This window comes from Pseudomonas sp. PA15(2017) (assembly GCF_001945395.1).
In the GTDB taxonomy this organism is placed as follows: Bacteria; Pseudomonadota; Gammaproteobacteria; order Pseudomonadales; family Pseudomonadaceae; genus Aquipseudomonas.
In genome coordinates this window covers 81987-93572 of record NZ_MSXV01000059.1, presented here as the reverse complement: position 1 = coordinate 93572, position 11586 = coordinate 81987, and the positions used below count along the sequence as shown (strand labels likewise).

12 protein-coding genes are annotated in these 11586 nt (G+C 62.7%); 4 read left to right on the top strand and 8 right to left on the bottom strand.

All coding sequences use genetic code 11. The features are described from left to right. Positions 1–225 precede the first annotated feature (225 nt). Both BVH03_RS24575 and grxD read left to right on the top strand, forming a co-directional pair. On the top strand, positions 226–2325 hold the full coding sequence (locus tag BVH03_RS24575) for a molybdopterin oxidoreductase family protein (RefSeq protein ID WP_075963641.1): 2100 nt from the start codon (positions 226–228) through the stop codon (positions 2323–2325). Between the two features lie 101 nt (positions 2326–2426). After that, a complete protein-coding gene (grxD, locus tag BVH03_RS24570; RefSeq protein ID WP_075963640.1) occupies positions 2427–2753 on the top strand; it encodes a Grx4 family monothiol glutaredoxin in 327 nt (108 codons plus the stop codon). 208 nt (positions 2754–2961) lie between these two features. On the opposite strand, the gene tsaA is transcribed toward grxD, so the two are convergent. The 8 genes from tsaA to BVH03_RS24530 form a co-directional block, all read right to left on the bottom strand. After that, complete coding sequence (gene tsaA, locus BVH03_RS24565; protein WP_075963639.1) at positions 2962–3654, bottom strand: tRNA (N6-threonylcarbamoyladenosine(37)-N6)-methyltransferase TrmO; 693 nt, start codon at positions 3652–3654, stop codon at positions 2962–2964. A gap of 5 nt (positions 3655–3659) precedes the next feature. Further along, positions 3660–4121, bottom strand: a complete 462-nt coding sequence (locus BVH03_RS24560) for a DUF1456 family protein (RefSeq protein ID WP_075931192.1) — start codon at positions 4119–4121, stop codon at positions 3660–3662. Positions 4122–4181: 60 nt separating this feature from the next. Continuing rightward, positions 4182–4892, bottom strand: coding sequence for an rRNA pseudouridine synthase (locus tag BVH03_RS24555; protein WP_075963638.1), 711 nt, complete (start codon positions 4890–4892; stop codon positions 4182–4184). Between the two features lie 455 nt (positions 4893–5347). Continuing rightward, positions 5348–6049, bottom strand: coding sequence for an ABC transporter ATP-binding protein (locus tag BVH03_RS24550; protein WP_075931190.1), 702 nt, complete (start codon positions 6047–6049; stop codon positions 5348–5350). Next, positions 6049–6816 carry a high-affinity branched-chain amino acid ABC transporter ATP-binding protein LivG gene (livG, locus tag BVH03_RS24545; protein WP_075963637.1) on the bottom strand — a complete coding sequence of 256 codons (768 nt, stop codon included), beginning with the start codon at positions 6814–6816 and terminating at the stop codon, positions 6049–6051. The genes BVH03_RS24550 and livG overlap by 1 nt, the downstream gene beginning before the upstream one ends. Continuing rightward, positions 6813–8072, bottom strand: a complete 1260-nt coding sequence (locus BVH03_RS24540) for a high-affinity branched-chain amino acid ABC transporter permease LivM (protein ID WP_075963636.1) — start codon at positions 8070–8072, stop codon at positions 6813–6815. The genes livG and BVH03_RS24540 overlap by 4 nt, the downstream gene beginning before the upstream one ends. Beyond that, entirely contained in the window at positions 8069–8992 is a 924-nt protein-coding gene (gene livH, locus BVH03_RS24535; protein WP_075963635.1) for a high-affinity branched-chain amino acid ABC transporter permease LivH, read from the bottom strand. The genes BVH03_RS24540 and livH overlap by 4 nt, the downstream gene beginning before the upstream one ends. A 119-nt stretch (positions 8993–9111) precedes the next feature. Continuing rightward, entirely contained in the window at positions 9112–10233 is a 1122-nt protein-coding gene (locus tag BVH03_RS24530) for a branched-chain amino acid ABC transporter substrate-binding protein (protein WP_075963634.1), read from the bottom strand. Positions 10234–10523: 290 nt separating this feature from the next. Between BVH03_RS24530 and BVH03_RS24525 the strand changes: the two genes are divergently transcribed. After that, complete coding sequence (locus BVH03_RS24525; protein ID WP_075963633.1) at positions 10524–10835, top strand: DUF2288 domain-containing protein; 312 nt, start codon at positions 10524–10526, stop codon at positions 10833–10835. 199 nt (positions 10836–11034) lie between these two features. Further along, positions 11035–11403 (top strand): DUF5064 family protein, encoded by a 369-nt coding sequence (locus tag BVH03_RS24520; protein WP_075963632.1) that lies wholly within the window; start codon positions 11035–11037, stop codon positions 11401–11403. Positions 11404–11586 lie beyond the last annotated feature (183 nt).

Genomic DNA, 11586 nt, shown 5'->3' with positions numbered 1-11586 from the left:
CGGCTGGGAGCCGCACAGTGCGACGAAACGGGAAGCCGCCGATCTTATAAGTAAATGACGCCTAGGCGCAAATTTGCCCGGATTGCCACACCCGACGTGCCTTTCCTGCCTCTGCGCCGGCCTGATGGATGGCCCTGATGGCCCACGATTCACGGCATCGAAGCTGCTGGCAGGACGCCGCGTTGGCGCCCATCATGGGCCTTCAACAATAAAGCGAGGCTGGCCATGACCACGACCCTCCATCACCGTGCCTGCCACCTGTGCGAAGCCATTTGTGGGCTGACGCTGGAAGTCGAGCAGGTTGCCGATGGGCAGCCTCAGGTGCGTTCCATCAAGGGCGACCGCGACGATCCGTTCAGCCGTGGCCATATCTGCCCGAAGGCCGTGGCCCTGCAGGATATCCAGAACGATCCGGATCGCCTGCGCCAGCCCATGCGGCGTACCGGCGATCGCTGGGAAGCCATCAGCTGGCAGGAGGCTTTCGAGTTCGCCGCCAATCGCCTGGCGGCCGTGCAGGCTGCTCACGGGCAGAACGCCGTGGCGGTCTACCAGGGCAACCCCAGCGTGCACAACTACGGGCTGATGACCCACAGCAACTACTTTCTGGGCCTGCTGAAAACGCGCAATCGCTACTCCGCCACGTCGGTCGATCAGTTGCCCCATCACCTGACCTGTCACCTGATGTACGGCCACGGTTTTCTGATCCCCATCCCCGACATCGACCAGACCGATTTCATGCTGATCCTGGGCGGCAACCCGTTGGCGTCCAACGGCAGCCTGATGACCGTGCCGGATGTGGAGAAGCGCCTCAAGGCCATCCAGGCTCGTGGCGGCAAGCTGGTGGTGGTCGATCCGCGGCATACCGAAACCGCAGCCATCGCCGACCAGCATCTGTTCATTCGCCCCGGGCAGGATGCCGCCTTGTTGCTGGGCATGCTCAACACGCTGTTCGAAGAAAACCTCCGGCGGGCCAGTCATTTGCCAATCGCCGGGCTGGATGAGTTACGCGGCGCGGTTGCCCCGTTCGACGCTGATCGCATGGCCGCGCGCTGCGGCGTGCCGGCAGGAACGATCCGGCAACTGGCCCGTGACTTTGCCGCGGCCGAGCGCGCTGTTTGCTACGGGCGCATGGGGGTTTCGACCCAGGTATTCGGCACCCTGTGCCAATGGCTGGTGCAGGTGATCAACCTGGTGACCGGCAACTTGGATCGCGAGGGCGGGGCGCTGTGCACCGAACCGGCGGTGGATCTGGTGGGTGCAACGTCCGGCGGGCACTTCGACCGCTGGCAGAGCCGCGTATCCGGCCTGCCGGAATACGGCGGCGAGCTGCCGGTCAGCGCTTTGGCCGAGGAAATGCTCACCGACGGTGACGGCCAGGTGCGGGCGCTGATCACAGTGGCGGGCAACCCGGTGCTGTCCACGCCCAACGGTCGCCAGCTGGAGCGCGGGCTCGAAGGGCTGGCGTTCATGCTCAGCGTGGACCTGTACATCAACGAAACCACGCGCCACGCCGATCTGATCCTGCCATCTACCGCACCGCTGGAGCATGATCACTACGACACCACTTTCAACCTGTTCGCGGTGCGCAACGTCACCCGCTTCAACCAAGCCGTACTGCCCAAGCCCGCTGGCGCACTGGATGACTGGGAGATCTTCGTCGGCCTGGCGCAGGCCTTTGCCGCACAGACCGGCGCGACCCTCAAACCGACGCAGCCGCCAGCGCAGATGATCGACTTCGGCCTGCGCATGGGACCGTACGGCGAGAGCTCGCCGCTCAACCTGTCGCTGCAGACGCTGCTGGATCATCCCCATGGCCTGGATATCGGCCCGCTCAAGCCCAACCTGGCGGCGCGTCTGAAGGATCAGGTGCAGATCGCGCCGGCGTTGTTGCTGGACGACTTGCAGCGTTTCGCGGCGCAGCCGGCATTGGTCGAGGACCAGCTGTTGCTGATCGGCCGCCGTCATGTACGCAGCAACAATTCCTGGATGCACAACTATCACCGGCTGGTGAAAGGCAAGCCGCGCCATCAGTTGCTGATGAACCCCGAGGATCTGGCGCGACGCGGGCTCAGCGATGGCCAGCGGGTCAGTGTGCGTTCGCGGGTCGGTGCGCTGGAGGTCGAGGTACTCGGCAGCGCCGAGATGATGCCCGGGGTGGTCAGCCTGCCACATGGCTGGGGCCATGGCCGCCCGGGTGTGCAGATGAGCATCGCCCAGGCGACGCCGGGGGCGAGCGCCAACGACCTGACCGATGAGCGTTTGCTCGATGCGCTGTCCGGCAATGCCGCGCTCAATGGCGTTCCCGTGGAGGTGGTGGCGGCCTGATAGTGCGCGTGCAGCATGGCTGAGCATTGCGCTCGGCTTTTGGTTACAATGCGCGCACCGTATCGACCCACGAGTCGGATAGTCCAGTTCTGAGGTGCCTAATGGATATCATTGAAACCATCAAAGAGCAGATCGCCAACAACACCGTTCTGCTGTACATGAAAGGCTCGCCGAATGCGCCGCAGTGCGGTTTCTCCGCTCGCGCGTCCCAGGCGCTGATGGGCTGCGGCGAGAAGTTCGCCTACGTCGACATCCTGCAGAACCCGGAAATCCGCACCAACCTGCCCAAGTACGCCAACTGGCCGACCTTCCCGCAGCTGTGGGTAGCTGGCGAACTGGTCGGCGGCAGCGACATCCTGCTGGAAATGTACGAAAAGGGTGAGCTGCAGACCCTGATCAAGGACGCCGTGCAGAAAGCTGGCGCCTGATCGACTGACGATCGAGAATCCGCAGCCAGTGATGGCTGCGGATTTTTTTCGTTTGCAAAAAAGAGGCGCTGGCCGTTGCCGCGGTCGTCTGCAGGATTTTCCTGGGTATCGCTTCGCTCAACGCCAGGCTACGGGGGTAGCCCGTGGTTGAGCGAAGCGATACCCGGGGCGGTCGTGCGGATATTCCAGGTGCGAGAAGCTCGGTGAGCTACTCCGCCTGCACATCCAGCACGCGAATACAGCCTGGCTGCGGGTAATGCCAGCGCACATCCACATCCCACAACCGTACTCCGTAGCAGCGTTCCGGCACGGGCTGCTGATAGGCCGGACGCGGGTCCTGGGCCAGGCACTGCTCGATCAACTCCACCAGCGGCTCGCCCAGGCGCAGTGCGTGGTGTCGGGCGCTGGCCAGGGCGTCGTCCTGCCAATGCACGGCGATCTGCGGCGGGGCATCGGCAGCGATCTGGTTATGGGCGCCTGGCACGCCGTCGGCGTAGGGCACGTAGGGTTTGATGTCGAGCACCGGGGTGCCATCGAGCAGGTCGATGCCTGACAGCCACAGGCGATCCTTGTCGACCCTGTCCAGCTTCACCACCGATTGACCGATGCCGTTGGGGCGATGAGTCGCCCGGGTGGCGAACACGCCGATGGCGCGGTTGCCACCCAGGCGCGGCGGGCGCACCTTCAGGCGTGGTTTGTCTTCCAGCGCCTGGTGAAACAGAAACAGCAGCCACACATGGCTGACCTGCTCCAGGCCCTGAACGGCGTCGCCGCTATCGAATGGCGGGCACAGTTCCAGCACGCCACGTGCGGCAGGCGCCAGTTGCGGCTGACGGGGAATGGCGAACTTCTCCTTGAAGCAGGAGCGCACGTAGCCGATGGGCGAAACCTGATGGTTCACGCTGCTCAGCCGCGCAGGCGCTGGGTCAGGCCCTTGAGGAAGTTGCGCAGGAACTGATCGCCGCAGGGGCGGTAGTTGCTGGTGCCGGCCTTGCGGAACAGTGCGCTCATTTCCGGCTTCGACACCACGAAATCGACGCTGCGCATGATGGCGTGGATGTCGTCTTCCTTGAGTTCGAAGGCCACGCGCAACTTCTTCAGCACCTGATTGTTGCTCACCGGCAACTCCAGGGCGGGCGCCGGGCGGCTGTCGTCCTTGCCGCGCTTGAAGTACACCAGGCCATCGAGAGCATGGGCCAGCAGTTCATCGCTGCACGGCTGGAAGCCTGGCTCGTCGTCCTTTTTCAGTACGGCGGCGATCTGCTCCTCGCTCACCGCGTAGCCGCCGAGTTCGACGATCTCGGCCAGTTGCTCGTCGCTGATGTCGAGCATGTAGCGCAGGCTGCGCAGTACATCGTTGTTGATCATGGGTATTCCTGATGACGGGCGCGCCAGCTTGGCGCAACCCTGTGAAAGGGGGGGCGTGGCTCAGAAGCGTTCCTTGGCACCCAGGTAGCGCCATTGACCCGCCGGAACCTTGCCCATGGGCACGCCGCCGATGCGGATGCGCTTGAGGCCCAGCACCTTGAGGCCGACGCTGTTGCACATGAACACCAGTTGGCCAGGCAGCGGATTCTTCAGGGCGAAGCGCAGCCGGGTTTCGTTCTGCCAGCTGACCTTGCAGGGCGCCAAGGGCGTGCCGTTGAACACCAGGCCATGGTTGAGGCGCTTGAGGTCGCGTTCCGACAACTCGCCGCTAACCTCTACCACGTACTCCTGTTCGAGCTTGGCCAGGTCCTCGCGCAGCTTGCGCTCGGTACGCCAGTCCTGGGTCAGCACGTGCAGGCCATCGGCACCGGCCTGCAGAGGCGCGCACGGCGTCAGGCGGGCAAAGTGTCCCTTCAGGGTACGTTGCTCGGCACGGTCGTCCGGCCAGCGGCTATCCGGGCCGATCGCTTCGGCGGCGCGCTCGGGAAAGCGCCCGCTGGGGATGTGCAGCAGCACGGTAACCGGCATCAAGGGTTCGGCAACGGCATCGGGCAGCAGCGCGACGATTTCATCGGTGACCTTGCGCTGCGGCTCGTCAACGACCTCACCGTCAACCGTGACCCAGCCGCCCTCGATGTACAGCTCAGCCTCGCGGCGCGAGCAGCCGGTGAGTTCGATCAGGCGTTTGGAGAGGCGAAGGGGAGCGGTCATGGCAGAGCATCGTCAGCGAAGTGATGCCCATTGTACCGTTGCGCGCGAGCTCATGCGCGCTGCATGAAAAAAGCCGGGCTTGGCGCCCGGCTTGCAGGCGGGGGTGATCAGAAGATCAGTGAGAAGATGCCGATCACGACCAGCAGGCCGATCAGAAAGATGATACCGATGGTGCTGCCCAGAAACTTCAGCATGGTGCGACTCCTGTTTAGTCCGTTCAGTATTGGGACTGGAGCGCGCCGGGCAACGTTCAGGGTAAATATCCCCTGCTGGCACGGCTGTACGAAAACCTAGCGAGGCAGCCAGCGTACTACCGATGGCGGCCCCGCGAAAGCAGGCTGAAAAGTGCCGTGTACGAACTGTACACGAGTATTTTCAGCCTGCTTGCAACGCAGCGTTGGCAACCTGCGACTGCACGAGGTAGAGCGACGCGGGAAGCCAAGCCGAGGCGGTTTCTAGCCGCCTAGATAGGCATCGCGTACTTTCGGGTCATTCAGCAGATCGTGGCCACTGCCCTGCATGACGATCCGGCCGTTCTCCAGCACGTAGCCACGGTCGGCGAGCTTGAGCGCCTGGTTGGCGTTCTGCTCGACCAGAAACACCGTCACACCGTCCTTGCGCAGCTGTTCGATGATGTCGAAGATCTGTTGGATGATGATCGGCGCCAGGCCCAGCGACGGCTCGTCGAGCAGCAGCAGCTTGGGCTTGCTCATCAGCGCCCGGCCGATGGCGAGCATTTGCTGTTCGCCGCCGGACATGGTGCCGGCGCGCTGCACCAGGCGCTCCTTCAGGCGCGGAAACAGGTGCAGCACCTTGTCCAGCTGCTCCTGATTATCCGCCTTGTTGCCGAAGAAGCCGCCCATGGCGAGGTTTTCCTCGACGGTCAGGCGGGCGAACACGCGGCGGCCTTCCGGTACCACGGCGATGCTCTTGCGCATGATCTGCGGGGTTTCCATGCCGACCAGCTCTTCACCCTGGTAGCGGATGCTGCCGCTGGTGGCCTGGGGTGTGCCGCACAGGGTCATCAGCAGGGTGGATTTGCCGGCGCCGTTGGCGCCGATCAGGGTGACGATCTCACCCTGGCGCACCTCCACGCTGACGCCGTGCAGCGCCTGGATCTTGCCGTAGAAGGTGGAAACGTTGTCGAAATACAGCATCAAGTTTCCCCCAGGTAGGCTTTGATCACGTCCGGATTGTCGCGGATCTGCTGTGGCGTGCCGTCGGCCAGGGGCGTGCCCTGGTTGATCACGAAGATATGGTCGGAAATGCTCATGACCAGCTTCATGTCGTGCTCGATCAGCAGCACGGTCACGTTGTGCTCGTCACGCAGCACGCCGATCAGCGCTTTCAGGTCGTCGGTTTCCCGCGGGTTGAGGCCGGCGGCCGGCTCGTCGAGCATCAGGATGCTCGGTCGGGTCATCATGCAGCGGGCGATCTCCAGACGGCGCTGCTGACCGTAGGCCAGAGTGCCGGCAGTGCGGTTGGCGAATTCGGTCAGGTTGACCTGTTCCAGCCAATGCGCGGCGTAATCCATGGCCTCGCGTTCGCTGCGGCGAAACGCCGGGGTCTTGAACAGCCCGGACAGGAAGTTGGTGTTGATGTGGCGGTGCTGGGCGACCAGCAGGTTTTCCACCGCGGTCATTTCCTTGAACAGGCGAACGTTCTGGAACGTGCGCACCACACCCTTGCGGGCGATCTTGTGGCCCGGCAGGCCTTCGATCTGCTCGCCACCCAGGTGGATGCTGCCCGAGGTCGGCTTGTAGAAACCGGTCAGGCAGTTGAACACGGTGGTCTTGCCGGCGCCGTTCGGGCCGATCATCGACACTACCTGTTTTTCATTGACCGAGAGGCTGACCCCGTTGACGGCCAGCAGGCCGCCAAAACGCATGGACAGGCCGCTCACTTCTAGAATCGGGCGGCTCATCGTTGTTTCAACTCCAGGTGTGGGCGCTGCATGGGCATCAGGCCCTGCGGACGCCAGATCATCATCACGATCATGGTCAGACCGAATATCAGCATGCGGTACTCGTTGAAGTCGCGCATCTCCTGCAGCAGGGTCATCACGATGGCGGCGAAGATGATGCCGAGTTGCGAGCCCATGCCGCCGAGCACGACGATGGCAAGGATCATCGCCGACTCGATGAAGGTGAACGATTCCGGCGTCACCAGGCCCTGGCGGGCGGCGAAGAAGCTGCCGGCGAAACCGGCGAAGCTGGCGCCAATGGTGAAGGCCGAGAGCTTGACCGTGGTCGGGTTCAGGCCTAGGGCGCGGCAGGCGATTTCGTCTTCGCGCAGCGCTTCCCAGGCGCGGCCGATCGGCATGCGCATCAGGCGGTTGATCACGAAGATGGCCAGCAATACCAGCAGCAGGGCGATCAGGTAGAGGAAGATCACCTTGTAGGTGGAGTTGTAGGCGATGCCGAGGAAATCGTGCAGGGTCTGGCCGCCATCCGGCGCGCGACGATCGAGGGACAGGCCGAACAGTTCCGGCTTGGGAATCGAGCTGATGCCGTTCGGGCCGCCGGTGATGTCGGTGAGGTTGCGCAGCATGATGCGGATGATTTCACCGAAGCCCAGGGTCACGATGGCCAGGTAATCACCCCGTAGCCTGAGTACCGGGAAACCCAGCAGGCAACCGAAGGTGGCGGCCATCAGGCCCGCTATCGGCAATGCCGTCCAGAAGCCGAACCCGGCGTACTCGGCGAGCAGCGCGTAGGTGTAGGCCCCCACGGCGTAGAAGCCGACATAACCCAGGTCGAGCAGACCAGCGAGGCCGACCACGATGTTCAGGCCGATGCCCAGCATCACGTAGATGAGGATCAGCGTGGCGATGTCCACCGCGGCGCGGGAGCCGAAGAACGGCCAGGCCAGGGCCACCACGAACAGTGCGAGCATGATCCAGCGCTGCACGCTGGGCAGGGTCAGGGTGTCCTTGAGGTTCGCCGGAATGCTCGGCAGCGCGCCCTTGAGCTTTTCACCGCCGAGCAGGCGGTCACGCAGCACCAGGTGCCAGACGAACAGCAGTGCAGCGGCGATGCCGATGGTCCACAGGGTCTTAGCACTGGCGCCTTGCACCTGCAGGCTGATGCCGACGACGCTGAGCTTGAGGCCCAGGATCGGGTAGGAGATCAGCAGCAGCAGGATGCTGCTGAACAGGGCGGTCTTGAGGTTCTTGCTCATACCTTTTCAACCTCCGGACGGCCAAGGATGCCGGTCGGGCGGAACAGCAGCACCAGTACCAGCAGGCTGAAGGCCACGACGTCCTTGTACTGGTCGCCGAAGATGTCGGCGCCGAAGGCTTCGGCCACGCCGAGTACCAGGCCACCGAGCACGGCGCCTGGAATGCTGCCGATGCCGCCGAGTACCGCGGCGGTGAACGCCTTGATGCCGGCCAGGAAGCCCAGGTGCGGGTTGATCACCCCGTATTGCATGCCCAGCAGCACCGCCGCGATGGCTGCCAGGGCAGCGCCGATGACGAAGGTCAGGGCGATGATGTTGTTGGTGTTGATGCCCAGCAGGTTGGCCATCTTCAGGTCCTCGGCGCAGGCGCGGCAGGCGCGGCCCAGGCGGGAGCGGGAGATGAACAGGGTCAGGCCGATCATGGTCAGGAAGGTGACCACGAAGATCAGCACCTGCATGTAGGAGATCACCACGCCGTTCATGGCGCTCTCACCGAACACGAAGTTACCGGGCAACGGGTTGGTGATGGCCTTGTCCTTGGAGTCCTGGGAAAGCATCACGGCGTTCTGCAGGAAGATCGACATGCCGATCGCCGAAATCAGCGGGATCAGCCGGTTGCCGCCGCGTAGCGGCCGGTAGGCGACCCGTTCGATGCTGTAACCGAAAGCACTGGTGACGATGATGCTCGCCGCGAAGGCGCAGATCATGATCAGTGGCAGGCTGTCGAGGCCCATCATCGCCAGTAGGGTGATGGCGATGAAGGCGACGTAGGATCCGATCATGTAAACCTCGCCGTGGGCGAAGTTGATCATGCCGATGATGCCGTACACCATGGTGTAGCCAATGGCGATGAGGGCATAGGTACTGCCGACGGTCAGGCCGTTGAGCAGCTGTTGCAGGTAGTGATAAAGATCAGGCATTGCCTAACTCCTGGGTTTGCGCGCACGGCAGCGCTTGTGGCGCAGCGCGAAACCGGAATTCTTTCTAAATAAACAAAGCCCACTGCGCGTGCAGTGGGCTTTAGGCTCAGGCGGGGGGCTTATTTGGCTTCGGACTTGGTGCCGTCCTGGTGCCATTCGTAAACCACGAAGTTGAAGTTCTTCAGGTCGCCTTTCTCGTCGAAACCGAGGGTGCCGGTCGGGGTTTCGAAGGTGTTGGCGCGCAGGGCTGCGGCTACTTCGGCGGTGTCGGTGCTACCGGCTTTCTCGATGCCGCCGGCGATGACCTGAACGGCAGCGTAGGCCGGGAACACGAACGGACCGCTCGGGTCCTCTTTCTTGGCCTTGAAGGCCTCGACCAGCGCCTGGTTCTTCGGGTCCTGGTCGAAGGATTGCGGCAGGGTCACCAGCAGGCCTTCGGAAGCCGGGCCAGCGATAGCCGAGATTTCCTTGTTGCCTACGCCTTCGGGGCCCATGAAGCGGACGTCGAGACCCTTTTCCTTGGACTGACGCAGCAGCAGACCCAGTTCCGGGTGGTAGCCGCCGTAGTAGACGAAGTCGATGCCCTGCTGCTTGAGCTTGGCGATCAGCGAGGAGAAGTCCTTGTCGCCGGCATTGATACCTTCGAACACGCCGACTTTCACGCCCTTGGATTCCAGGGTCTGCTTCACGGCGCTGGCGATGCCTTCACCGTACTGCTGCTTGTCGTGGATGACGGCGACGTTCTTCGGCTTGATGTGGTCAGCGATGAAGCTACCGGCGGTCGGGCCTTGCAGGCTGTCCAGGCCGATGGTGCGGAAGATCAGCTCGTAGCCACGGGCGGTGATTTCCGGGCTGGTGGCAGCCGGGGTGATCATCAGAATGCCTTCGTCTTCGTAGATGTCCGAAGCCGGCTGAGTGGAGCTGGAGCACAGGTGACCAACGACGAACTTGGCGCCATCGTTGACGATCTTGTTGGCGACGGCCACGGCTTGCTTGGGATCGCACGCGTCGTCATAGACCACGCCTTCGAGCTGAGCACCGTTCACGCCACCGGCCTTGTTGATCTGCTCGATGGCCATCTTGGCACCGACGAACTGCATTTCACCGTACTGAGCGACGGCACCGGTCACCGGACCAGCCATGGCGATCTTGATGGTGTCGGCGGCGACCGAGTAGCTGGCGCAGCCAGCCAGGGCCATAGCGGCGAACAGCTTGGAAATCTGCTTAGTAGCGTTGTTCATAGTGCTCCACTCGTTGTGTTTTGTTGTAGTTCTGGTAGCCAAAGCTGCAGAACCGGAGTCGACTTCCGGCCATACCCCCGGCAACTGTACCGATACAGTGTAGAGCGCAGATTTGCGCCTTGGAAAGTCGGCAGTCGAAAGAGATCGGTAAGAATGTCGCGTAATTACAAGAAATGTATAGAAAAACGGCTAGTTCCTGACCGCCGGGCGGTTGACAGTCCCTTGTCTGTCAGCCGTCCGTCGTTATCATGGCGGCCGTCAAAAAACGGCCATCGAAATACGGAACTGCCATGAACGAACAACCAAGCACCCTCTATGCCAAATTGCTCGGCGAAACCGCTGCCATCACCTGGCAGGAACTGCAACCGTTCTTCGCTCGTGGATCACTGCTCTGGGTCGACAGCGATCAGGACCTGATCGAGGTAGCCGAAGCGCTTGCCGAGAATCGCAAGGATGAGGTCGCCGCATGGCTGAATGCCGGGCGTATCGCGGTGCTGGATGATAGCCTTGCCCAGGATCTGCTCACCCGTGATCCGTCGTTGTGGGCCGTGGTCGTCGCGCCTTGGGTACTGGTGCAGGAACGCGCCGAAAAGAAGCACTGAGTTCAAACGAGCGTATCAAACCCTCTGCCATGGGTATTTGCAGCGCTAGTCGTGTGTCGAGTATGCCCACTATTGGTGCTTTATGTGCGCTTTTGTGGTGCGCTTTCGCAATCGCATCACCATGTGCCGCGACGGTCTATGTTGAGGAGTCCAATGCCGATCGCGGTTTCGGTCGATCCTTCAGCGCAGGAGACAGCCCATGTTCGAGCCCGGCCATTTTCATCGCAGTAACAGCGTGGCGACTGGTGACGTTCCGGTCTACGCCATCGACCTGCATTACGACATCCGTCAGGATGCGGCCGAGGGGCCGATGCTGCACATGTCCATGAAGGGCGAGATCGACGGTACGGCATTCGAGGAGGCCTTCGAGCTGCACCGCGATACCGCCTTCAACTTCGCCAGTGTGGTCAGCCGCCTGGCTCACAAGCACGGCCTGCCCACCAGCGTGGTGTTGATCAGCCATGAGCACGAGGCGTTCGACCAGATGTTCGAGGATATCCGTCATCGCCTGGATGCCCACAGTGGCGATCCGGTCGACCTTGATCATCTCGAAAAGGACGGCCTTTAGGACCCGCTCACGATCGTTATGCGCCTGAAGCGGCAACTACATGGCAGAAGCGGTCATTGGCGCAGCATCTGTGGGAGCGGGCGAGGACGCCCAGGCCATGCCCGAGATTTCTTTGCGGGCATGGCGCGCTCCCACAGTGGATCGGTGAACGGCCGCTACCACTCGGCGGCCAAAATCGGCGAG

Bases quoted from the DNA above. Each gene is read 5' to 3' on its own strand.
- BVH03_RS24575 (WP_075963641.1), top strand. From the start codon at position 226: ATGACCACGACCCTCCATCACCGTGCCTGCCACCTGTGCGAAGCCATT.
- grxD (WP_075963640.1), top strand. From the start codon at position 2,427: ATGGATATCATTGAAACCATCAAAGAGCAGATCGCCAACAACACCGTT.
- BVH03_RS24560 (WP_075931192.1), bottom strand. From the start codon at position 4,121: ATGATCAACAACGATGTACTGCGCAGCCTGCGCTACATGCTCGACATC.
- BVH03_RS24555 (WP_075963638.1), bottom strand. From the start codon at position 4,892: ATGACCGCTCCCCTTCGCCTCTCCAAACGCCTGATCGAACTCACCGGC.
- BVH03_RS24550 (WP_075931190.1), bottom strand. From the start codon at position 6,049: ATGCTGTATTTCGACAACGTTTCCACCTTCTACGGCAAGATCCAGGCG.
- livG (WP_075963637.1), bottom strand. From the start codon at position 6,816: ATGAGCCGCCCGATTCTAGAAGTGAGCGGCCTGTCCATGCGTTTTGGC.
- BVH03_RS24540 (WP_075963636.1), bottom strand. From the start codon at position 8,072: ATGAGCAAGAACCTCAAGACCGCCCTGTTCAGCAGCATCCTGCTGCTG.
- livH (WP_075963635.1), bottom strand. From the start codon at position 8,992: ATGCCTGATCTTTATCACTACCTGCAACAGCTGCTCAACGGCCTGACC.
- BVH03_RS24530 (WP_075963634.1), bottom strand. From the start codon at position 10,233: ATGAACAACGCTACTAAGCAGATTTCCAAGCTGTTCGCCGCTATGGCC.
- BVH03_RS24525 (WP_075963633.1), top strand. From the start codon at position 10,524: ATGAACGAACAACCAAGCACCCTCTATGCCAAATTGCTCGGCGAAACC.
- BVH03_RS24520 (WP_075963632.1), top strand. From the start codon at position 11,035: ATGTTCGAGCCCGGCCATTTTCATCGCAGTAACAGCGTGGCGACTGGT.